Consider the following 22,110-nt stretch of genomic DNA (forward strand, 5'->3'; position numbering starts at 1 on the left):
TGAGATAGATTTCATCTCATTGCTAAAACGGAGAAACACATATGCAAGCTCCAATCAAGACAATGATAATGGGTATTATTTTAACTTCATCGATGTCAGGCATCACTCAAGCGGCAGATAAGATTGTTATCGCCCATCGAGGCGCGAGTGGATATCTGCCTGAACATACTCTACCGGCTAAAGCCATGGCTTATGCCGAAGGTGCTGACTATCTGGAACAAGATCTGGTCATGACTAAAGATGATGAACTGATAGTCTTACATGACCATTACCTTGATCGTGTCACTGACGTTGCCAATAAATTCCCTGGCCGTGCTCGTCAAGATGGACGCTACTATGCTATCGACTTTACCTTATCCGAAATCAAGTCATTAAAATTCACGGAAGGCTTCGATATTAAAAATAATCAGCAGGTACAGAACTACGTCAATCGTTTCCCGATATGGAAATCTGATTTCCGAATCCACACTTTTCAGGAAGAAATTGAATTTGTTCAGGGATTGAACAAATCTACCGGCAAAAATATCGGTATTTACCCTGAAATCAAAGCACCGTGGTTCCACCAGAAGGAAGGAAAAGATATTTCTACTAAAGTGCTAACCGTGCTGAAAGCGTATGGTTACACCAAGAAAAGCGACAAAGTTTACCTGCAATGTTTTGATACCAACGAACTCAAACGCATCAAAAACGAACTGGAACCCAAGCTAGGCATGGATCTGAAACTGGTTCAACTTATCGCTTACACCGACTGGAATGAAACTTATGAAAAACAATCAGACGGCAAATGGACAAATTACAGCTATGACTGGATGTTCAAGCCAGGTGCAATGAGAGAAGTAGCGCAATATGCTGATGGCATCGGCCCTGATTACCATATGATCGTGGCGGAGTATTCCACACCAACCAATATTAAGTTAACTAGTCTGGTAAAAGAAGCTCACACCAATAATCTGGAAGTCCATCCATATTCGATTCGAGTTGATCAACTGCCTAAATACGTCACCAGCGGTGATCAACTTTTCGATATTATTTATAACCAAGCGGATGTAGACGGTGTATTCACCGATTTCCCTGACTTAGGCGTGAAATTCCTACAAAAACAGCATCAACATAAATAAGATGCAAACAGGGCGACTTTTAATCTAGTGCCCTGTTCCTGTTGCTTAACAATTACGCCTTACTTATCGAAAAGGCCATAACATCACTGAGCTTTTCAGCCCCCAAAGCCAACATCACCAAACGATCGACACCAAGCGCCACACCTGCACACTCAGGCATCCCTTGTTTCAGGGCGCCAACCAAATTTTCATCAATCGGTCGAACAGGTAAAACTAACTCTGCGCGTTTACGGTTATCCTGTTCAAAACGCTGACGCTGCTCATGACTATCAGTTAGCTCACGGAAGCCATTTGCCAATTCAACGCCTTTAAAATAGACTTCAAAACGCTCTGCCACCCGATGATCTTCTTTACTGATTTCCGCCAGAGAAGCCTGAGAAGCCGGAAAATGGTAGATAAAAGTTGGCTTTTCAGTACCGATATGCGGTTCAACCCCAACAGCAAACAAAAGTTGCAATAAAGTATCTCGATCTTCTTCTACATCAGCAATATTACTCAGATCCAATTTGGCGGCGACTTCACGCAACTTTTCTTTCTCTGCTGATAGCGGGTCAATATCCAAATAACGCAGGAAAGCCTGTTGATAAGAGAGTGATTCTGCATTTTCACAGTCAAGGATCTGTTGAAGTAAGTCATCAACTTCATTCATCAAACGATACATATCGTAGTGGGGCCGATACCATTCCAGCATGGTAAATTCAGGATTATGATAACGCCCCGCCTCTTCATTACGGAAGCAGCGACCGAGCTGATAAATAGGGCCGCTTCCTGCCGCCAGCAGGCGCTTCATGTGATATTCCGGGCTTGTCATCAGATAAAGAGTCATACCATCCGCAGCACCTGGACCAACAAACTCCGTCTGAAAAGGAAACAATTGAATATCAGTCACTGTAAACTGACCCATCGCAGGCGTTTCAACTTCCAATACCCCACGATCTGCGAAAAAGCGCCGTATTTCTGCTAAAATAGTCGCTCGTTTCAACAAGTTGGCGATAGGTGCGCTTGGCTGCCAGTTTGCTGTTTCGCTCATGTAAATGACTCCAAAATAAAACCAAACGTGCAGTCTACCTGCATCACACATATCAGACAAATTATTACCGTCAGATAAACAATAAAATAGTGATCGATTTTGCCTGACACAACAAAGCCAATACCAAACAAAATCACTATTTACTCTAACAGAGTTATCAATTTAAAGTGGCAAAATCCGTCCATATTGGTTTTATCAGGTTTAATATAATTAATACCTTTTATGCTAAGCCTAGTCAGATATTTTCCATTATCTGCCTTTAGCGCTATTACATTATCGTCAACATCTTCTACAGTAAACGTAGAAGAAGCATCAATATTCAATTTTGCAGCTTCAATATAATTACCACCAGGCCGTTCAACTCGACTCAAATAGAGCCCATTGTCTGCCCGAAGTGCCATCGTATAAGCATTAAATAGCGTCACTACATACCGTGAAGAAGTACCAAGTGTATATCTTCCAGCCTGGATGTAATTAACCTTTCCTTGACTGAATCGACTCAAATAAAGTCCATTATCTGCCATCAATGCGATAGTGTGCTCTGATAATGCCATCATACCCTCCGTTTAAATATAATTAATTACTTATAGAATACCATTTAAACCTCATATCAACTTTCTATGATCATAGAAATAAAACTCCCTTATTGAATATATACCCTTCATCTTTCAAGCTGCTGCTTTGTTGGCTGCTTTCACTCACCCCAGTCACATCGTTATCTATGCTCCTGGGGATTCGTTCACTTGCCGCCTCTCTGCAACTCGAAATCTATTAGGTATATACTACTACCGTTAAACAATAAAATATATTCTCTCTTTATTATAATTATATAAGACATAGCCAATTATCACTTATAATTATTAAATAACCAGAAGCAATTGTCATATTTAAATTAAAAGTAAGATATTATAAGGAAACTTAAAAGTAATTTAAGATGATAATTGTAATATAACCAGTAACACGAAGAATACATTAATAATCAAATCATTATGAAATATAATTAATATCTTATCCGGTGTATTAAGTGACTAACTCTATTGTTTTATCATTAAAATAATAGTGGTCAGTTTTACTTGACCACCACAATACTCTATAAACAAAAATCATCCATTACCCAATTACAATTTTATAACTCTAAACTGGCAATACAGATCTAAGTCGTACTTATCCGGTCTAATATAGTTAAAAATACCACCTGCATTGATCCGACTCAGATATTTACCATTATCTGCACACAAAGCTATTACATTATCGTCGATATATTCTAAAGTAAAATTAGAATAAATATCAATATCTGATTTTGTCGCCGCAATATAATCGCCACCCGCCAGAGAGACCCGACTTAAATAAAGGCCATTGCTTGCACGAAGTGCTATTTTATTGTAACTCAATTGTGTTGCGGAATATTTTGTATAAATATCAATAATAGATTTATTAGCTTCAATAAAATCAAGCCCTCCTCCTCGATCAATTCGGCTTAAATAGCATCCATTATCTGCCTGTAATGCAATAGGACTACTTGATAATCCCATAATATTCTCCTATTTAAATATATTATTTATAGCGCATTAATTTAAACACCTCATTTTACTATTCCTGTAAACATAAAATCTTTTCAATGAATATATACAACTAATACGATTATTAAATACCAAAATATATTTTAGTATTTATTTTGAACAATATAACCATTTAAGACTTAATTATAACATTCATTAAACATAAATAACTTTCACATTTAAATTATAAAACCATAAACTATAAATAAAAATTCATTTGAAATTATTAATTGCAATATTATAAAAATAAAATCCCCAAATCCTATTGTATTTAAGTAATTTCTGACATCAGCAAAAAACAACAGAAAAATCAAATTCACATTGTATAGCCTTGATGCTCAGTTCCATTATGAGCTCTCCTATTCTCCTTAGATAATAACGCTATCGATCAATGCCTAATAAAGTAACTAATTCTTGACTCAGATCAAATTTTAGTGATCAAATCCAACAAAATACCCTTTCATATCAAATTTCCTTTACTTGCAATTCGTTATAATTAATTTCATACAGAAAGTAATAAATAGTTACCCATTAACCACCGAATTTTACCTACAGAATTTTGCTATATAAGAAACAATAACAACAACATGGTAGGAAAGTTACGACGATTTTGCTGACTAATTAATTTCACTTAAACAATGGAGAAGCACAGTGCAAATCTTTAATGCCGATCTCGCTATTATCGGAGCCGGAGGCGCTGGTCTACGTGCCGCAATTGCCGCCGCTGAAGCTAATCCTCAGATGAAGATTGCTCTGATCTCAAAAGTTTACCCAATGCGTAGTCACACAGTGGCAGCAGAAGGTGGATCAGCAGCCGTCACCCAAGCTCACGACTCCTATGACTTCCATTTCAACGACACAGTATCCGGTGGTGACTGGTTATGCGAGCAAGATGTTGTTGAATATTTCGTCGAACATTGCCCAACAGAAATGATCCAACTAGAACAGTGGGGCTGTCCGTGGAGCCGTAAAGAAGATGGTTCCGTCAACGTGCGTCGTTTTGGTGGTATGAAGATAGAACGTACCTGGTTCGCTGCGGATAAGACAGGCTTCCACATGTTACATACGCTATTCCAAACCTCTCTTAAGTATCCTCAAATTCAACGCTTTGATGAACATTTTGTCCTCGATATTCTGGTGGATGAAGGACAAGCACGCGGCTTGGTTGCACTAAATATGATGGAAGGCACCAAAATTCAGATTAGGGCTAATGCCGTTATTATGGCAACCGGTGGCGCAGGCCGTGTATACCGTTACAATACCAACGGCGGTATCGTGACCGGTGATGGTATGGGCATGGCATTCCGTCACGGCGTACCACTGCGTGATATGGAATTTGTTCAATATCATCCAACCGGTCTGCCAGGTTCCGGTATCCTAATGACAGAAGGTTGTCGTGGTGAAGGCGGAATTCTGGTCAACAAAGATGGCTACCGCTATTTACAAGATTATGGCCTCGGCCCTGAGACTCCATTAGGCAAACCTGAAAACAAATATATGGAACTGGGTCCCCGTGACAAAGTCTCTCAGGCTTTCTGGCATGAATGGCGGGCCGGTCGTACTCTTTCAACTCCGCGTGGCAATGTGGTTTATCTGGATCTACGCCATTTGGGAGAGAAGAAATTACTTGAACGCCTACCCTTCATCTGTGAACTGGCAAAAGCGTATGCCGGTGTTGATCCCGTTAAAGAGCCCATTCCGGTCCGACCTACCGCACATTACACTATGGGCGGTATCGAAACTGACCAGAAATGTGAAACCCGTATTAAAGGGCTGTTCGCTGTTGGTGAATGTTCTTCTGTTGGCCTGCATGGTGCAAACCGCCTTGGTTCCAATTCTCTGGCTGAATTGGTGGTCTTTGGCCGTCTGGCTGGTGAAGAAGCAGTAAAACATGTTCAACAAACCAAACCCGTTAATGACCGCGCATTGGATGCCCAAGCACGTGATGTAGTCGCACGTTTGAACAACTTACTGAAACAGGAAGGGGCGGAAAGTTGGTCAAAAATCCGTGATGAAATGGGTATCTCAATGGAAGAAGGCTGCGGTATCTATCGTACTCCTGAACTCATGCTAAAAACGATCGATAAGATCACTGAACTAAAAGATCGCTTTAAGCGGGTGAAGATCACTGATAACACCAATGTGTTCAATACTGATCTACTGTACACCATTGAGCTAGGCTTTAGCCTGGATGTGGCTGAATGTATGATTCACTCTGCAATAAACCGTCAAGAGTCCCGTGGCGCTCATCAACGTTTAGATCAAGAGTGTACCGAACGTGACGATGAAAATTTCCTAAAACATACGCTTGCTTTCTATAAGCCTGGAGGTGTCCCTCACCTGGAATACAGCGATGTAAAAATCACCAAATCCACACCCGCAAAACGTGTATACGGCGGTGAAGCCGCGGCACAAGAGAAAAAATATAAGGAGCAGGAGAATGGTTGATATAAACACCCTGAGAATGGAGGTCATGCGCTATAACCCGGAAAGTGACCATAAACCCCATTTTGCAACCTATGAGATTCCTTATGATGAGCAGACTTCTCTACTTGATGCCCTAGGTTACATTAAAGACAATCTCGCTCCCGATCTCTCTTACCGCTGGTCTTGCCGTATGGCTATCTGTGGCTCTTGCGGCATGATGGTTAACCGCGTGCCCAAACTGGCCTGTAAAACCTTCCTGCGTGATTATCCTCAAGGAATGAAAGTTGAAGCGCTGGCTAACTTCCCCATTGAACGTGACCTGGTAGTAAACATGACCCACTTCATTGAAAGCCTAGAAGCTATCAAACCATACATCATCGGGAATGACCGTAGACCTTCTGAAGGTCCAAATATTCAAACTCCAGCACAGATGGCAAAATATCATCAATTTTCCGGCTGTATCAACTGTGGCTTATGTTATGCCGCTTGCCCTCAGTTTGGTCTGAACCCTGAATTTATCGGCCCGGCGGCGATCACGCTGGCTCACCGTTACAACCTCGACAACCGCGACCACGGTAAGAAGAAACGTATGCCCCAACTTAATAGCCAAAATGGGGTATGGAGCTGTACATTCGTTGGTTACTGTTCTGAGGTCTGTCCGAAACATGTCGATCCAGCAGCGGCTATCCAACAAGGCAAGATCGAAAGCGCGAAAGACTTCATGATCGCCATGCTAAAACCACAATAAGGGGAGAAAGAAAGTAATGACGACTAAACGCAAACCTTATATCCGCAGCATGGCTCCCAACTGGTGGCAGAAACTGGGCTTTTACCGCTTCTATATTCTGCGCGAAAGTACCGCAGTTACGACTATGTGGTTCAGTATCTTGCTGATATACGGTCTATTCGCTCTAAAAGGTGGCACCCAAAGCTGGGATGAATTTGTCACGTTCCTACAAAATCCCGTCATCCTGCTGATTAATATCACCACTCTGCTAGGTGCTCTGCTGCATACTAAAACCTGGTTCGAGCTGGCGCCGAAGGCAGCTAACGTAGTGATAAAAAGCGAAAAGATGGGACCTGAGCCAGTAATCAAACTGCTATGGGCCGTCACTATTATCGTCACCACGATTATCTTAGGTATAGCCTTACTTTAACTTCAAGGAGGATCTAATGAATCAAATACCTAAACGTTCCGATGAACCGATTTTTTGGGGATTATTTGGTGCCGGTGGTATGTGGGGCGCAATTGTGGCTCCAGCCATTATTTTACTGGTAGCCATCCTTTTACCATTGGGAGTAGCACCGGAAGCGTTAAGTTACGAGCGAATTCTGGCTTTCTGTCAGAGCCTTATTGGTCGTGCGTTCCTATTACTCATGATTATTCTACCGCTATGGTGCGGTGCACACCGTATCCACCACGGTATGCATGACCTGAAAATTCATATCCCTGCGAGTAAATGGATTTTCTACGGCCTGGCAGCGATTCTGAGTATTGTCGCTATCATCGGCGTTTTTACTCTGTAATCGAATAGCAACGAGCCGAAGTTATAAATACTTTCAGCGTAAAGATTTATGTGCGTAAATACATGAAACGTGTAGAAGCTGCACTGCCAAAATGCGAAACTTTTGGAGTGCAGTTCAATATTAACTGGACAATTTCAGCCCGATAATACCGGCGATAATCAGAGCAAAACTTAGAATCCTGGCAAAACTCGCAGATTCACCGAACACTATAATGCCAAAAATAGCAGTACCCACCGCACCTATTCCAGTCCACACCGCATAAGCTGTACCTATTGGTAAGCCTTTCATTGCATAAGCAAGCAACCCCATACTGAGCGCTACAGCACCAGCTGTAATAAGGCTCGGTATCAACCGGGTAAAACCATGAGTATATTTCAGGCCAATCGCCCAGACGACTTCGAATAAACCAGCAATAACAAGAATAAACCAGGACATATCAAAGCCCCATAATAATTGAGAGGTCGTCCCCAGAAAACGGCAGTATATCCAAGTCGTCCCGGATAACCATTAGAAAGAAATAGAGGCAAATTATAATCGCGAAAAGTTGCAGTATCAATAACACAGCATTATGTGTTCAGAAGAAAAACCACAGTCTGCTTCCAGAACTGCGGCTTTTATCGAATACAGTCGGTAATTATTTTACGCGAGAAACGTATTCACCAGAACGAGTATCCACTTTAATCACTTCACCGATTTGAACGAACAGAGGTACTTTAACTACAGCACCAGTGCTCAAGGTTGCTGGTTTGCCACCCGTACCTGCGGTATCACCTTTCAGACCTGGATCAGTATCAGTAATTTCTAATTCAACAAAGTTTGGTGGAGTCACAGAGATAGGCTGACCATTCCACAGCGTCAGGATACATTCAGCTTGTTCCACTAACCATTTCGCATTATCGCCAACTGCTTTTTCATCAGCCGCTAACTGTTCGAAGGTTTCGTTATTCATAAAGTGCCAAAACTCACCATCGTTATATAGGTAAGTCAGGTTCATATCTATCACGTCAGCAGATTCTACAGAGTCAGTAGATTTGAAGGTCTTTTCCAGCAGTTTACCGGAAATCAGCTTACGAATACGGACACGGGCAAACGCCTGACCTTTACCCGGCTTCACGAATTCACTTTCAAGAATAGCGCACGGCTCGCCATCTAACATGATTTTAAGACCTGAACGGAATTCATTGGTACTATAAGTAGCCATGGAGATCCTCTTTTAAACAAAATGGCTTAGCCAAAAAATGGCGCACATTATAACCCCAAAGATCATCATCAGAGAAGACTGGTTGAAACAACTGACAGATGTTATTACCGATCCTGATGAATTATTACAATTATTATCTTTAGATAAACACCCGACATTGAGTAAAGGTAGCGATGCACGTCGCCTGTTTCCATTACGGGTACCTAGAGCTTTCGCTGCCCGTATGCAGGCAAACGATCCTAATGATCCGCTATTACTTCAAGTTATAACGACACCAGAGGAATTCACGCTTACGCCGGGTTTTTCCACCGACCCTCTGGATGAACAACGCAGTGCTGTCCCCGGTCTATTACATAAATACCGTAATCGCGCACTGTTGCTAGTTAAAGGAGGATGTGCGGTTAACTGCCGTTATTGCTTCCGACGTCATTTCCCATACGAAGATAACAAAGGTAATAAACGCAATTGGCAACAAGCGTTAGATTACATTCAGCAACATCCTGAACTTGATGAGATTATCTTCTCTGGTGGCGATCCTTTAATGGCAAAAGATCACGAACTTGACTGGTTAATCAGCAATCTGGAAAAGATTTCCCATATCAAACGACTACGTATTCACACTCGTCTGCCTGTGGTTATTCCTGCCCGGATCACAACAACGCTTTGCGATCGACTGGCACAATCGAGATTACAGGTAATCATGGTGACACATATCAATCACGCTAATGAGATCGACCAATCCTTACGGAACAGTATGATGTTGCTGAAACAAGCAGGTATTACGTTACTAAATCAAAGTGTGCTGTTACGCGGTATCAATAATCATCCTGATACTCTGGCTGATTTGAGCAACGCTCTGTTTGATGCAGGTATTCTACCTTATTACATTCACGTGCTGGATAAAGTACAAGGAGCCGCTCATTTTGCGATCAGCGATGAAGAAGCCAAGAGGCTTATCCGGAAATTACTGACAAAAATTTCAGGTTATTTAGTACCACGTCTGGCAAGGGAAATCGGCGGAGAGCCGAGTAAGACACCTCTTGATTTGGGATTAAGACAAAAGTGACAAAAAATTCATGCCCGGATACTTTTCAGCCGGGCATACCATTCAAATTCTGAATGCTATTACTAGCATTTATAGACCTGACCAATCATCTTACTGTCCAATGGAGCAAAGCTCGATAACAGGCTTTCACTCGGACTGGTGACTCCATATATCACATTTCCCCCCATGACTGCGGCTTTATTGCGTAAATCATTGGCTGCCCCACGCATTGAGCTGCTTTCATTACTTACACCAGTCATCCAATTGCTTTGAGTACCTGTTACTTCACCTAATAACTGACACTCACTGCCGGGCTTAGTATCAACAAATCGAACCTGTGAACCACCAGAAGTTAATTGGTTAGTGGTTGTACACCCTGCCAATAGTAACAATACTGAAGCACTGAGCAAAACTTTAATTCGCATGTTTTTCCTCACTCATTGTTGGAAATTCGACAATTAATCATCAATATACCTTGTTGTACACCAATATCGCAAAAAATAATTTATAAAGTCATCCTTCAGTAAAGTGTTTAGGTCAAAAATATTTTATACCAAGGTGAATACAGTAAGAAAATAGAGGAAAATAATCGAATAAATAACATGAATAAGTTTGATAAATGCTTTATCTTCAAAAAACATCACTCATTAATCAATACATAAATTATCTATTAAAAAAGCCTTTTATCCATGATATTGACTACCAGATAGAACACTAAAAATATTATTATATGCAATACTAAAAGTCATAATGTAAATATTTAATTCATTAACCCTCTTACAGCAAGATCTTGAATAAACTTATAATAATCATCTGACATATATTTCCTGTTGGCATATTTATGTTTATTTTTCCATCTTATAAATTCAATTCCCATGTTGCGAATGATATTAAACTTAAACCATCTCACTCAAAACACTATTAAAACATCTATACCCGTTATCTTTCAAGTTGCCTCTTTGTTGGCTGTACTCACTCACCCCGGTCACATAGTTACCTATGCTCCCGGGGATTCGCTCCCTTGCCGTCGCGATGCATCTTGAAATCCATAGGGTATATCGACAGTTTTGATTTGATAATATCTCACGACAATTTTTTATTGAGCAATTATCTGACGTTATATCCCATAAAAACTCCACCGGTTAAAAGAGTTAAAAGGGTTAAAAGGGTTAAAAGGGTTAAAAGGGTTAAAAGGGTTAAAAGGGTTAAAAGGGTTAAAAGGGTTAAAAGGGTTAAAAGGGTTAAAAGGGTTAAAAGGGTTAAAAGGTTATACTTATATGAATTTCAGGTGAATCTTATTATGTGTAAATAATGATACTTTTTTAACATGGATTCAAGAAACTGAGTCCCATTTGGATAGAAATACCTCCATTGACACCACGATAATGCGCCATCAAACATTTTCGTGGCATCATAATCATATTTTTCGACTATCACCATCCATCACCAATGTGGATACGCTCTGTCAGATAGTCCAGAAATACCCGTATCCGTGATGGGAGTTGCCTACCTTGGCCGACAAAAACTGCATATATTTCTTCCTTATCGCCAGGATTATAGTTCTCAAGTACAGGTAGCAACAAACCGTTCCGAATATCAGCATCCACATGGAAACGAGCTAATCGTGCTAAGCCAAGTCCTGCTATTGCAGCTTTACGCATGGTTTCTCCATCACCAAGTAGCAAGTTCCCTGAAGGCAATTGTTGCCCCCACTCTTCCGAATCGATGAAAGGCCAAGCTTTCATATGACGGGTAAAGCCAAAACCAAGTCGATTGTAGCGCCCCAGATCGCTAGGCATAGAGGGTATTCCCATCCTTTCAAGGTACGAAGGAGATCCTACCACAACCATTCGACTTGCCCCCAACTTGCGTACCATGAAGCATGAATCGTCCAGAGGACCGGTGCGAATCGCCACATCGCTACGATCATCAAGTAAATCCACTATCAAGTCACATAATGAGATGTCGAGTGTGATCTCTGGGTAGCGTTGCAGGAAATCCGGTAGTAAAGGCATCAAGCAATGTTTTCCAAACGCAACATGACAATTCACACGTATCCGTCCACGTAGCGCGGTTCCCTGATTTGCTTCTTGTTCTGCGGCTATGATGTCCTCCAAAATTCTGACACTACGTTCATAGAAAACAGAACCCTCAGCCGTTAACTGAAGTTTACGTGTCGTTCTATTCAACAGCCGTACACCAAGTCGCATCTCCAGTCGATTAATAAGCTTACTGACTGCTGATGGCGTCATGTCGAGCTTGCGAGCAGCGGCAGAGAGACTCTCCGACTCAATGACCTGAACGAATACCGCCATTTCTGTAGATCGATTAAATTTGTGCATAGATATTTGAATTATTTTCCAAAGTCCTATGAATAAATGAATTTTAGTCTAATAAACTCATTTTTTCTAAGTTTAAGGAAATATTTTTTTCCTTAAGAATTTCCCCTATGCCAAATCATCTTTATTACTTACGCTTTTTAAGCTAATGAAGAGAGCAATCACTTTGTAAAGCCGTAGTTTCACATGGAGCAGGAGCAGTGTTGCACAAACTTTAATCACGAGTATAGCAGCACTACAGAAGGAAACAGGAGAAGAGAACGTTTAGCAAGAGCAGTCCCTTGTATCGTTCATTGGAACATCAGCAAAAATAAAGTTGACGGGAAAGCACTTCAGCTATCCTAGTAGACTTATCACTTAGTAAACACGATGCCGTTTCATCACAATATTGGAAACAACATCACTTCAACGTACGTTTTTCATGAATATTACGGAAATACAGGCTTTCACCCCTATCTGAAATCAGACCCGGAGACCGATATCCAGACTTGAACCTCAGCCCGGATATCGGATTTTTTTAAATGCTATTTTAGCGGGGTGGGAATATTCACCACGATATTAATCGGTGACCACTATTAATCGGTGACCACTATGGACGTAACCCGCTCGGCTAGCGACCTACGCGGCTATTACATCATGCCGCCCATACCGCCCATGCCACCCATACCGCCTGCTGCACCTAAATCAGCTTTATCATCTTTAGGCAGATCAGTGATCATACATTCAGTGGTGATCATCAGACCAGCGATAGATGCTGCAAATTGCAGTGCAGAACGGGTCACTTTGGTTGGATCCAAAATACCCATTGCGATCATATCGCCATACTGTTCAGTCGTTGCGTTATAACCGTAGTTGCCTTCACCTGCTTTCACGCTGTTTGCGATAACAGATGGCTCTTCACCTGAGTTATCAACGATCTGACGTAAAGGAGCTTCCATCGCACGCATTGCAACACGGATACCTACGTTTTGATCTTCGTTATCGCCTTTCAGACCAGCAATAGCCGCTGCAACGCGAACCAGTGCAACACCACCACCAGCTACTACGCCTTCTTCTACTGCTGCGCGAGTTGCATGCAGAGCATCGTCAACGCGAGCGCGTTTTTCTTTCATTTCAACTTCTGTTGCAGCACCAACTTTGATAACAGCAACACCACCAGCCAGTTTAGCTACGCGCTCTTGCAGTTTTTCACGGTCATAATCAGAAGTGGACTCTTTGATCTGCTGATTGATCTGATTAACACGGCCTGCAATTGCAACTTCTTCACCAACGCCATCAATGATGGTGGTGGTATCTTTGTTGATAACGATACGTTTTGCCTGACCCAGATCTTCCAGAGTTGCTTTTTCCAACTCCAAGCCAATCTCTTCAGAAATAACATTACCGTTAGTCAAGACAGCGATATCTTGCAGCATAGCTTTACGGCGGTCACCGAAGCCAGGCGCTTTAACCGCAGCAACTTTGACGATGCCACGCATGGTATTAACAACCAGAGTTGCCAGTGCTTCACCTTCAACATCTTCAGCAACAATCAGCAAAGGCTTGCTTGCCTTAGCTACACCTTCCAGAACGGGTAACAGTTCACGGATGTTGGAGATTTTTTTATCTACCAGAAGAATATATGGGTTTTCTAATTCAACAGAACCGTTTTCTGGTTTGTTGATAAAATAAGGAGAGAGGTAACCACGGTCGAACTGCATACCTTCAACGACATCCAGCTCGTCTTCCAAGCCAGTACCTTCTTCAACGGTGATTACACCTTCTTTACCAACTCTATCCATCGCTTCTGCGATCAATTTACCCACAGTTTCGTCGGAATTCGCGGAGATAGTACCTACCTGAGCAATAGAGGTGGAATCTGAGCAAGGTACGGACAGCTTTTTCAGCTCTGCAACTGCTGCAACTACGGCTTTATCGATGCCACGCTTCAGATCCATTGGGTTCATGCCAGCGGCTACGGCTTTCAGACCTTCAGTAACAATAGACTGAGCCAATACAGTTGCGGTCGTTGTACCGTCGCCCGCAGCATCATTCGCTTTAGAGGCAACTTCTTTCACCATCTGAGCACCCATGTTTTCGAACTTGTCTTCCAGTTCAATTTCACGAGCGACGGTAACACCGTCTTTGGTGATTGTAGGAGCACCGAAAGATTTATCCAGCACAACGTTACGGCCTTTAGGGCCAAGGGTTACTTTTACTGCATCAGCAAGAATATTCACACCACGTAGCATCTTAACGCGAGCGTCGCTACCAAATTTTACGTCTTTAGCTGCCATTGTTTCTTTCCTTTAAATTCGTTCAGTTAAGAAGATCTAAGCGCAACAATTACGCTTCAACAATTGCCAGAATGTCGCTTTCAGACATGATCAACACTTCTTCGTTGTCGATCTTCTCTGATTTAACACCGTAACCATCGTTAAAAATAACGATATCTCCAACTTTCACACACAGTGCTTTTACATCACCGTTTTCAAGGATGCGGCCATTGCCCACAGCCAAAACTTCGCCACGAGTGGATTTACCCGCAGCAGTGCCAGTCAGCACAATACCGCCAGCAGATTTTGATTCAACTTCTTTACGCTTGACGATTACACGATCATGCAATGGACGAATATTCATTGATAGCTCTCCTATAAGAAAGTCCATATCAGGTAAGAGGATTGATACCAGTACGCTTTCATTAAACCAGTATCATAATAAATTAAATGGGGACCTACTTATGATACTTCAAGGGCAGGCAAAAAAATATTTTACTTTTTTCTTGCCCACAGAAAAAAACCGATGATTAAACCAAACATTCAGAAAATAACCGCTTATCAATGAGGCTTATGCTCGTCGTCATCGGGTTTATGGTCTTTCAACGTTCGGGAGGGGTCATCCTGCTTACGCTCGTATTCCCCCTCAAAAGTATTACTATCCCGTCTAAATCCACCACTATTATGAGGACGATAGAAATTGATATGTGGCATCAGTTTCATCACTAATGTTTTTTGAACCGGTGGCAATAACAACAACAATCCAAGAAAATCCGTAAAAAAACCGGGGAGGAGTAACAGGAAACCCGCCAGTAAAAGAGAGACGCTTTTTATCATTTCCGCAGCCGGACTCTCCCCATTAATCAGCTTCTGCTGGATCTGGATAAAATTCTTTATGCCCTGACTGCGTACCAAAGAGATACCGATACAAGAAGTAAACAACACCAGTAACAGAGTCAACAATACACCTAGTTCAGAGGCAACACGCACAAATAAGGCTGACTCGATATAGACAAGCAAAAATATCAGGATAAATGGCAACCAACGCACTTGGTGCTCCTTCAATTGATTTGGATGAACAGGTTGTATCCTGAATAAATCATATCAACAAAATCCAAGGGACAACCAAATTAATATTTTTTCAGTTTATTAAAGATATAATTGGGGTCACAGCTATCGTTTTCAATCCGCTGAAAATCTTTCTAATTAGATACGAAATTGTGATAGATATCACATATATCAAATCAGACTAAACAAATACCACTATAAAGTGATCCAGATTCAATGCATTTATTGCTAACCAGCATATGATCACGCTGGCCATCCGGTGATAAAAAGTTCATATCATAACTATTGCAGTTGGCAACATAATGATTTAACGAACGCATAATTAGACAGTAAAAACGTCATCTAATAAGAAGGTTCTCATGTCAAACAACATTCGTATCGAAGAAGACCTGTTAGGTAAACGAGAAGTTCCTGCTGAAGCCTATTATGGTATTCACACCTTACGTGCGATTGAAAACTTCCATATCAGTAACAACACCATTAATGATGTACCCGAATTTATCCGTGGCATGGTGATGGTAAAAAAAGCCGCAGCCCTAGCTAACAAAGAACTGCAAACGATTCCTAAAAAAATTGCAGATATCATCATCAAAGCATGTGACGAAGTACTCTATACCGGCAAATGCATGGATCAGTTTCCAGTCGATGTATTTCAGGGTGGTGCCGGTACTTCACTCAACATGAATACCAACGAGGTTCTGGCAAACATTGGTCTGGAACTGTTAGGCCATAAAAAAGGCGAATATGAGTATCTGAATCCCAATGACCATCTGAATAAAAGCCAGTCAACTAACGACGCCTACCCAACCGGCTTCCGTATCGCAGTTTATAACGCCATCCTAAAACTGATCGAATCTATTGAACTGTTAATTGCGGGCTTCGATAAAAAAGCTAAAGAATTTAACGACATCCTAAAAATGGGTCGTACCCAATTACAGGATGCTGTTCCTATGACACTGGGGCAAGAATTCAACGCATTCTCTATCCTGCTGAAAGAAGAAGTTAAAAACCTAAACCGAACCTCTGAATTACTGCTGGAAGTTAACCTTGGTGCTACTGCTATCGGTACCGGCTTGAATACCGCGCCAGGTTATCAGAAGTTGGCGGTTGAAAAACTGGCTGAAGTTTCAGGTCTTCCTTGCATACCAGCCGAAGATCTAATTGAAGCAACCTCTGACTGTGGAGCTTATGTTATGGTCCACGGTGCTCTGAAGCGCCTGGCTGTCAAACTGTCTAAAATCTGCAATGACCTGCGTTTGCTTTCTTCTGGCCCTCGTACTGGCCTGAATGAAATCAACCTACCAGAATTACAGGCAGGCTCTTCTATTATGCCAGCAAAAGTGAACCCGGTTATTCCAGAAGTTGTGAATCAGGTTTGCTTCAAAGTTATTGGTAACGATATTTGTGTTACTATGGCATCCGAAGCAGGCCAGTTACAGCTCAATGTAATGGAACCTGCTATCGGTCAGGCCATGTTTGAATCTATCTCCCTGCTAAGCAACGCTTGCCGCAACCTGGTAGAAAAATGCGTTAATGGCATCACGGCTAACAAAGAAGTTTGCGAAAATTTCGTATTCAACTCGATCGGTATCGTGACATATCTGAACCCATTCATCGGTCACCACAATGGTGACATTGTTGGTAAAATTTGTGCTGAAACCGGTAAAAGTGTTCGTGAAGTCGTGCTGGAACGAGGTCTACTGACCGAAACTCAATTGGATGACATCTTCTCTGTAGAGAACCTAAAATGCCCATCTTACAAGGCAAAACGTTTTGACGATTAAGTTGTTGAATATAATAAAAAATAGCTCTTAGCAACAAGGCACGCAACTCCAACTGGATAGCGTGCCTTTTTACTTCCCTACATGCACAAAGTATTAACCTAAAATTTTCAAATTTTTAATTATTTCAAGGAGTCACTATTATGTTAGCCGTAGAATTGATTATCGTTCTGCTGGCCATCTTCCTGGGTGCAAGATTAGGGGGAATTGGCATTGGATTTGCCGGTGGTCTTGGCGTTCTGGTGCTGGCTGTAATTGGCGTTAAACCAGGGCATATCCCATTCGATGTTATTTCCATCATTATGGCCGTTATCGCCGCTATCTCTGCAATGCAGGTTGCCGGCGGTCTGGATTACTTGGTTCAGCAAACTGAAAAACTGCTGCGTAAAAATCCAAAATACATCACGATACTCGCACCTATCGTTACCTATTTCCTGACGCTGTTTGCAGGTACGGGCAACATCTCTCTGTCAGCTCTGCCTGTCATTACTGAAGTTGCGAAAGAACAAGGCATTAAGCCATGCCGTCCACTTTCCACTGCGGTTGTAGCGGCCCAAATTGGCATCACCGCCTCACCCATTTCCGCGGCGGTCGTTTATATGTCTTCTCTGATGGAAGGCCACGGCGTTAGCTATATCCATCTGTTAATGGTGCTATTACCATCCACTTTCTCCGCTATTGTTCTGATGTCTTTCATCATCGCCTGGATGTTCAATTCCAAACTATCTGATGACCCCATTTATCTGAAACGTCTGGAAGAAAACCTGGTAACTCTGCGTGGCAGCAAACAGATTGAGATCAAACCAAGGGCTAAAGCTTCTGTTCTGTTATTCCTGTCGGGTGTTATCAGTGTTGTTATTTACGCTATCGTCAACAGCCCAAGCATCGGCCTGATTGCAGAACCCCTGATGAACACTACTCACGCTATTCTGATCATTATGTTGAGTGTTGCAACTATCACCACCATGTTCTGTTCAGTTGATACTGACGCTATTCTGAACTCCAGTACCTTTAAAGCGGGTATGAGCGCATGTATCTGTATTCTGGGTGTTGCATGGCTAGGAGATACTTTTGTACAGGCGAACATGGATTGGATTAAAGGCACCGCTGGAGAGTTAATCCACTCTCAACCTTGGTTGCTAGCGATTATTTTCTTCTTCTGTTCCGCCCTACTCTATTCTCAGGCAGCTACCGCAAAAGCGTTGATGCCGATGGCTTTGGCTCTGAACGTCACTCCATTGACTGCCATTGCCTCTTTCTCCGCAGTTTCTGGATTGTTTATTCTACCTACTTATCCAACCTTAGTTGCCGCAGTTCAAATGGATGACACCGGCACGACCCGTATCGGCCGTTTTGTATTTAATCATCCATTCTTTATCCCTGGAACCATTGGGGTTGCTCTAGCTGTTGCCTTCGGTTTCCTATTCGGCAGTATGATCCTTTAATTCTCTGCCTGCCAATAACCGCTTAATATAGGGGCGTATACCGCCCCTATATACTCTCTTCTACCAAGCGATATATTTTCTCTGAAAACCTTCAATAACTGTCTTAATCTTAACCAGAACACTTTCTGGTCTGGCCGCCTTCGGTTATAGTGCTGAATCTGTTTCATTCGATTAGCGATCATTATCTTTATGATTAAACGTACTCTGATGCTATTTTTGCTGCTTTGCAGCCCCCTCCTTACCCCAACGGCAGCAAACGCGCTGTTTGAACAGCCGGGGCAAAACCCATATTTGCCAGTAGATCAGGCATTCATGTTTGATTTTCAGCAAAAAAACGACAAATTGACGTTAGACTGGCAGATCAAACCGGGTTATTACCTTTATCGCAAACAACTTCATATTGAGCCGCAACAGGCCACACTAGGTAAAATCACGTTGCCACAAGGTACAGCTCATCGAGATGAATTCTTTGGTGAAACTGAAGTTTATTTCCAACAACTCATCGTCAATGTTCCTGTTACAAAGGCGAACAACAATTCTAATATCGTTGTCACTTATCAAGGCTGTGCCGCCGCAGGATATTGCTATCCACCTGAAACCCGCCTTGTTCCATTGAGTGCAGTTATTCCATCAAAAACAACTGACGCCATACCTGCTGAACCTGTTCACAAAACGCCAGAAAGTGCATCGAATGACCAACAACATTTACCTTTCTCACCACTCTGGGCAATTTTGATTGGCATCGGTATCGCCTTTACACCTTGTGTACTACCGATGTATCCATTGATTTCCAGCATTATTCTTGGCAGCCAACGCCCTAAAAGCCTGAGACAGATATTTTGGTTAGCGCTAAGCTATGTTCAAGGCATGGCAGTCACCTATACGCTACTTGGATTGATTGTAGCGGCTGCCGGTCTACAATTTCAGGCCGCACTGCAACATCCGTATGTACTGATCGGCTTATCAGTATTGTTTATTCTGCTGGCACTGTCGATGTTCGGCCTCTATTCTCTGCAACTGCCTTCCGCTGTTCAGACGCGCTTAGTCAACTGGAGTAACCAGCAAAAAAACGGTTCACTTTTCGGTGTATTCGCTATGGGTGCGTTAGCGGGATTAATTTGCTCTCCTTGTACTACCGCGCCTTTAAGCGCGATTCTGCTCTACATTGCTCAAAGTGGTAATACCGTGGCAGGTGGCCTAACCCTTTATCTTTACGCTTTGGGAATGGGATTACCGCTCATTGCTGTCACCCTATTTGGTCACAAACTCCTGCCACGCAGTGGGCCTTGGATGCAGTATGTTAAAGAAGCTTTTGGCTTCATTATTCTTGCGCTACCCATTTTCCTGCTGGAAAGGGTTATCGGTGATGCATGGGGAATACGATTATGGAGCCTGCTAGCAGTCAGTTTCCTAGGATGGGGATTTGTTCTGACGATTAGAAGCCAAAACGGTTGGGTACGAGTCATACAACTGATATTGTTAATTTTGATGCTGATAGCTACCCGCCCATTGCAGGATTGGTTTTGGGGTACAACGGTCACACAACAGTCGCAACACAGTTTAAATTTCCGCCAGATAAATAACTGGCAGGAATTAGAACAGATAATGACACAAAACAGCCATAAAACCGTTATGCTTGATTTCTATGCTGACTGGTGTACCGCTTGTAAAGAATTTGAAAAATATACTTTCAGCGATCCACAAGTTCAGTCACAACTAGGTGATACCTTACTGTTACAGGCCAATGTCACGAACAACAGCCCGCAACAGAAGCAGCTTTTAGAAAAACTTAGCGTTCGGGGATTGCCGACTATTCTGTTTTTTGATTCTCAGGGGAAAGAGATCCCCGATTCACGGGTAAATGGTTTTATGGATGCAACCCACTTTAATGAGCATTTGCAACATCTGCCAAAATGATTCAGAAGGAGAACACCATGCAACGAGAACAAGTTCTTAGTCATGCCTTAAACTTACTGGAGCAACATGGCTTATCCATCACAACTGAGGTACTTTTTGGCTCGCTTAACATGGATATCGAATATCTCAAGCAGTTCTGGCCCGATCGGGAAGCTCTACTTTATGACTGTCTACGTTATCACGGCCAACAGATTGAAGTCTGGCAGCGACAGATATTACTGGATGAAACTCTGACACCAGAGCAGAAGCTACTGGCTCGTTACACAGCCCTTGATGAAAAAGTAAAGGAGAAACGCTACCCAGGCTGCCTATTTATCGCAGCCTGTAGCGCATTCCCTGAATCTGACCACCCTATCCATCAATTAGCTGAATTACAAAAACAGAGTTCTTCCCGTTACACCACCGAGCTATTACATCAACTGGATATTGAAGATTGCGAACTCGTTGCTAAACAGATGGAACTGATTCTGGAAGGTTGCCTGAGTAAGCTACTACTCAAACGGGATATTGGTGATATCACTACGGCAAAACTGCTGGCAGAAGATGTTTTAGCTATTGCCTTATGCCGCAAAAATGGTGCGTTAAGTTAACAAAAATCAGCCTAAGATGAACAACCACACAAATTCCGAGCAAAAAGAAAGCAATCAATCCGCTTTTATCATTTTTTATCAGAAAGGCATTGACGACTTAGGCTGAATACGGTTTAATGCGCCCCGTTGCCCGGATAGCTCAGTCGGTAGAGCAGAGGATTGAAAATCCTCGTGTCGGTGGTTCGATTCCGCCTCCGGGCACCAATTCAAGGTGCGTTGGTTAGGAGATAAAAACTCGACGGCCCACTCAATACAAGAACCCGGATGCATAACTGTAGTTGGTTTGGCTTTTCAGTACTTCGATACTGAATTGAACATAAGGGTTACCAAGCTAGGATACCTAAAAATTTAGGCGTCAATTTTTTCTTTGGCGAAAGACTTGCAAGTTCTATTGCACCTGTCAATCCATCCAAACTAAAATCAATGAATTCATTAACACGATATTGTTTATTATTGGTTGCTCAGCTTTCTTATTATTAATCAGAATAGGGTTAGTTATAAAAGATTGCCTCAGTTCAAAAAGATTCCCCATCTTGTAACAAGGAATTTATGTAGAAAAGACAGGTTCAGCCAGCAGCGAGAATATTCTGTTTTATCCTATTAACATTCTTCTCTCTGTGGCTCAACATCGATGTACAGCATCAACTCACACTCCAGCAAATGCGCAATCTTACTATTCCAAGTAACACCTTTCAGCCCGACCTGATGCAACACATATCCACGCAATGCTAGTACCTGCTGGCGGATCACTTAAGCAGGCCGATTGTTCACACCTGAAAACATCAGGAATGTATTCACCACCTTGCAA

General features: G+C 42.2%; 21 protein-coding genes and 1 tRNA gene. 11 read left to right on the forward strand and 11 right to left on the reverse strand.

The window, feature by feature from the left end:
* The first annotated feature begins 41 nt into the window (after positions 1-41).
* Positions 42-1,118 carry a glycerophosphodiester phosphodiesterase gene (gene glpQ, locus ACGF5R_RS08215; protein WP_118985633.1) on the forward strand — a complete coding sequence of 359 codons (1,077 nt, stop codon included), beginning with the start codon at positions 42-44 and terminating at the stop codon, positions 1,116-1,118.
* A 52-nt stretch (positions 1,119-1,170) separates the two neighbouring features.
* Here glpQ and epmA read toward each other — a convergent pair whose 3' ends face one another.
* The 3 genes from epmA to ACGF5R_RS08230 all read right to left on the reverse strand — a co-directional run bounded on the left by epmA (position 1,171) and on the right by ACGF5R_RS08230 (position 3,680).
* Complete coding sequence (gene epmA, locus ACGF5R_RS08220; protein WP_118985634.1) at positions 1,171-2,148, reverse strand: elongation factor P--(R)-beta-lysine ligase; 978 nt, start codon at positions 2,146-2,148, stop codon at positions 1,171-1,173.
* Between the two features lie 140 nt (positions 2,149-2,288).
* Positions 2,289-2,702, reverse strand: coding sequence for a hypothetical protein (locus ACGF5R_RS08225; protein WP_118985635.1), 414 nt, complete (start codon positions 2,700-2,702; stop codon positions 2,289-2,291).
* 564 nt (positions 2,703-3,266) lie between these two features.
* On the reverse strand, positions 3,267-3,680 hold the full coding sequence (locus ACGF5R_RS08230) for a hypothetical protein (RefSeq protein ID WP_387690430.1): 414 nt from the start codon (positions 3,678-3,680) through the stop codon (positions 3,267-3,269).
* A gap of 678 nt (positions 3,681-4,358) precedes the next feature.
* Here ACGF5R_RS08230 and frdA point away from each other — a divergent pair.
* The 4 genes from frdA to frdD are packed head-to-tail and all read left to right on the forward strand — an operon-like array spanning position 4,359 to position 7,661.
* The gene (frdA, locus tag ACGF5R_RS08235; RefSeq protein ID WP_387690432.1) at positions 4,359-6,155 is read left to right on the forward strand and encodes a fumarate reductase (quinol) flavoprotein subunit; all 1,797 of its coding nucleotides are present in this window, start codon (positions 4,359-4,361) and stop codon (positions 6,153-6,155) included.
* Positions 6,148-6,882, forward strand: a complete 735-nt coding sequence (locus tag ACGF5R_RS08240) for a succinate dehydrogenase/fumarate reductase iron-sulfur subunit (RefSeq protein ID WP_387690434.1) — start codon at positions 6,148-6,150, stop codon at positions 6,880-6,882. Before frdA ends, ACGF5R_RS08240 begins: the two co-directional genes overlap by 8 nt.
* 16 nt (positions 6,883-6,898) lie before the next feature.
* Positions 6,899-7,291 (forward strand): fumarate reductase subunit FrdC, encoded by a 393-nt coding sequence (gene frdC, locus ACGF5R_RS08245; RefSeq protein WP_387690436.1) that lies wholly within the window; start codon positions 6,899-6,901, stop codon positions 7,289-7,291.
* Between the two features lie 16 nt (positions 7,292-7,307).
* Positions 7,308-7,661, forward strand: a complete 354-nt coding sequence (gene frdD, locus ACGF5R_RS08250) for a fumarate reductase subunit FrdD (RefSeq protein ID WP_118985640.1) — start codon at positions 7,308-7,310, stop codon at positions 7,659-7,661.
* A 120-nt stretch (positions 7,662-7,781) separates the two neighbouring features.
* On the opposite strand, the gene sugE is transcribed toward frdD, so the two are convergent.
* Both sugE and efp read right to left on the reverse strand, forming a co-directional pair.
* Complete coding sequence (gene sugE, locus ACGF5R_RS08255; protein ID WP_118985641.1) at positions 7,782-8,096, reverse strand: quaternary ammonium compound efflux SMR transporter SugE; 315 nt, start codon at positions 8,094-8,096, stop codon at positions 7,782-7,784.
* Positions 8,097-8,295: 199 nt separating this feature from the next.
* Positions 8,296-8,862: an elongation factor P gene (gene efp / locus ACGF5R_RS08260; RefSeq protein ID WP_387690439.1), complete on the reverse strand. Its 567-nt coding sequence runs from the start codon at positions 8,860-8,862 to the stop codon at positions 8,296-8,298.
* Positions 8,863-8,899: 37 nt separating this feature from the next.
* On the opposite strand from efp, the gene epmB reads away from it, so the two are divergent.
* Positions 8,900-9,928, forward strand: coding sequence for an EF-P beta-lysylation protein EpmB (gene epmB, locus ACGF5R_RS08265; protein ID WP_387690441.1), 1,029 nt, complete (start codon positions 8,900-8,902; stop codon positions 9,926-9,928).
* A gap of 62 nt (positions 9,929-9,990) precedes the next feature.
* Here epmB and ACGF5R_RS08270 read toward each other — a convergent pair whose 3' ends face one another.
* From ACGF5R_RS08270 to ACGF5R_RS08290, 5 genes are all read right to left on the reverse strand, one after another.
* The gene (locus tag ACGF5R_RS08270) at positions 9,991-10,332 is read right to left on the reverse strand and encodes a DUF4156 domain-containing protein (protein WP_157975304.1); all 342 of its coding nucleotides are present in this window, start codon (positions 10,330-10,332) and stop codon (positions 9,991-9,993) included.
* A gap of 1,008 nt (positions 10,333-11,340) precedes the next feature.
* Entirely contained in the window at positions 11,341-12,249 is a 909-nt protein-coding gene (locus ACGF5R_RS08275) for a LysR family transcriptional regulator (RefSeq protein WP_112878244.1), read from the reverse strand.
* 626 nt (positions 12,250-12,875) lie between these two features.
* Positions 12,876-14,522, reverse strand: a complete 1,647-nt coding sequence (gene groL / locus ACGF5R_RS08280; protein WP_112878243.1) for a chaperonin GroEL — start codon at positions 14,520-14,522, stop codon at positions 12,876-12,878.
* Between the two features lie 49 nt (positions 14,523-14,571).
* Positions 14,572-14,865, reverse strand: coding sequence for a co-chaperone GroES (locus ACGF5R_RS08285; RefSeq protein ID WP_036809429.1), 294 nt, complete (start codon positions 14,863-14,865; stop codon positions 14,572-14,574).
* 197 nt (positions 14,866-15,062) lie between these two features.
* On the reverse strand, positions 15,063-15,551 hold the full coding sequence (locus tag ACGF5R_RS08290; RefSeq protein ID WP_011148252.1) for an FxsA family protein: 489 nt from the start codon (positions 15,549-15,551) through the stop codon (positions 15,063-15,065).
* Positions 15,552-15,928: 377 nt separating this feature from the next.
* On the opposite strand from ACGF5R_RS08290, the gene aspA reads away from it, so the two are divergent.
* The 5 genes from aspA (at position 15,929) to ACGF5R_RS08315 (ending at position 21,506) form a co-directional block, all read left to right on the forward strand.
* Positions 15,929-17,353, forward strand: a complete 1,425-nt coding sequence (gene aspA / locus ACGF5R_RS08295; protein ID WP_387690443.1) for an aspartate ammonia-lyase — start codon at positions 15,929-15,931, stop codon at positions 17,351-17,353.
* 140 nt (positions 17,354-17,493) lie between these two features.
* Positions 17,494-18,795 carry an anaerobic C4-dicarboxylate transporter gene (locus ACGF5R_RS08300; RefSeq protein ID WP_387690445.1) on the forward strand — a complete coding sequence of 434 codons (1,302 nt, stop codon included), beginning with the start codon at positions 17,494-17,496 and terminating at the stop codon, positions 18,793-18,795.
* Between the two features lie 189 nt (positions 18,796-18,984).
* Complete coding sequence (locus ACGF5R_RS08305) at positions 18,985-20,712, forward strand: protein-disulfide reductase DsbD (protein ID WP_112878240.1); 1,728 nt, start codon at positions 18,985-18,987, stop codon at positions 20,710-20,712.
* A 17-nt stretch (positions 20,713-20,729) separates the two neighbouring features.
* Positions 20,730-21,302 (forward strand): transcriptional regulator, encoded by a 573-nt coding sequence (locus tag ACGF5R_RS08310; RefSeq protein WP_112878239.1) that lies wholly within the window; start codon positions 20,730-20,732, stop codon positions 21,300-21,302.
* Positions 21,303-21,430: 128 nt separating this feature from the next.
* Positions 21,431-21,506: transfer RNA gene (locus tag ACGF5R_RS08315), tRNA-Phe, on the forward strand.
* 396 nt (positions 21,507-21,902) lie between these two features.
* Here ACGF5R_RS08315 and ACGF5R_RS08320 read toward each other — a convergent pair.
* The gene (locus tag ACGF5R_RS08320; RefSeq protein WP_238399278.1) at positions 21,903-22,052 is read right to left on the reverse strand and encodes a hypothetical protein; all 150 of its coding nucleotides are present in this window, start codon (positions 22,050-22,052) and stop codon (positions 21,903-21,905) included.
* Positions 22,053-22,110: the final 58 nt, after the last annotated feature.

The sequence above is a fragment of the Photorhabdus sp. RM71S genome, assembly GCF_042879355.1.
In the GTDB taxonomy this organism is placed as follows: Bacteria; Pseudomonadota; Gammaproteobacteria; order Enterobacterales; family Enterobacteriaceae; genus Photorhabdus; species Photorhabdus kayaii.

Bases quoted from the DNA above. Each gene is read 5' to 3' on its own strand.
- glpQ (WP_118985633.1), top strand. From the start codon at position 42: ATGCAAGCTCCAATCAAGACAATGATAATGGGTATTATTTTAACTTCA.
- epmA (WP_118985634.1), bottom strand. From the start codon at position 2,148: ATGAGCGAAACAGCAAACTGGCAGCCAAGCGCACCTATCGCCAACTTG.
- ACGF5R_RS08225 (WP_118985635.1), bottom strand. From the start codon at position 2,702: ATGGCATTATCAGAGCACACTATCGCATTGATGGCAGATAATGGACTT.
- ACGF5R_RS08230 (WP_387690430.1), bottom strand. From the start codon at position 3,680: ATGGGATTATCAAGTAGTCCTATTGCATTACAGGCAGATAATGGATGC.
- ACGF5R_RS08240 (WP_387690434.1), top strand. From the start codon at position 6,148: ATGGTTGATATAAACACCCTGAGAATGGAGGTCATGCGCTATAACCCG.
- frdC (WP_387690436.1), top strand. From the start codon at position 6,899: ATGACGACTAAACGCAAACCTTATATCCGCAGCATGGCTCCCAACTGG.
- frdD (WP_118985640.1), top strand. From the start codon at position 7,308: ATGAATCAAATACCTAAACGTTCCGATGAACCGATTTTTTGGGGATTA.
- sugE (WP_118985641.1), bottom strand. From the start codon at position 8,096: ATGTCCTGGTTTATTCTTGTTATTGCTGGTTTATTCGAAGTCGTCTGG.
- efp (WP_387690439.1), bottom strand. From the start codon at position 8,862: ATGGCTACTTATAGTACCAATGAATTCCGTTCAGGTCTTAAAATCATG.
- epmB (WP_387690441.1), top strand. From the start codon at position 8,900: ATGGCGCACATTATAACCCCAAAGATCATCATCAGAGAAGACTGGTTG.
- ACGF5R_RS08270 (WP_157975304.1), bottom strand. From the start codon at position 10,332: ATGCGAATTAAAGTTTTGCTCAGTGCTTCAGTATTGTTACTATTGGCA.
- ACGF5R_RS08275 (WP_112878244.1), bottom strand. From the start codon at position 12,249: ATGCACAAATTTAATCGATCTACAGAAATGGCGGTATTCGTTCAGGTC.
- groL (WP_112878243.1), bottom strand. From the start codon at position 14,522: ATGGCAGCTAAAGACGTAAAATTTGGTAGCGACGCTCGCGTTAAGATG.
- ACGF5R_RS08285 (WP_036809429.1), bottom strand. From the start codon at position 14,865: ATGAATATTCGTCCATTGCATGATCGTGTAATCGTCAAGCGTAAAGAA.
- aspA (WP_387690443.1), top strand. From the start codon at position 15,929: ATGTCAAACAACATTCGTATCGAAGAAGACCTGTTAGGTAAACGAGAA.
- ACGF5R_RS08300 (WP_387690445.1), top strand. From the start codon at position 17,494: ATGTTAGCCGTAGAATTGATTATCGTTCTGCTGGCCATCTTCCTGGGT.
- ACGF5R_RS08305 (WP_112878240.1), top strand. From the start codon at position 18,985: ATGATTAAACGTACTCTGATGCTATTTTTGCTGCTTTGCAGCCCCCTC.
- ACGF5R_RS08310 (WP_112878239.1), top strand. From the start codon at position 20,730: ATGCAACGAGAACAAGTTCTTAGTCATGCCTTAAACTTACTGGAGCAA.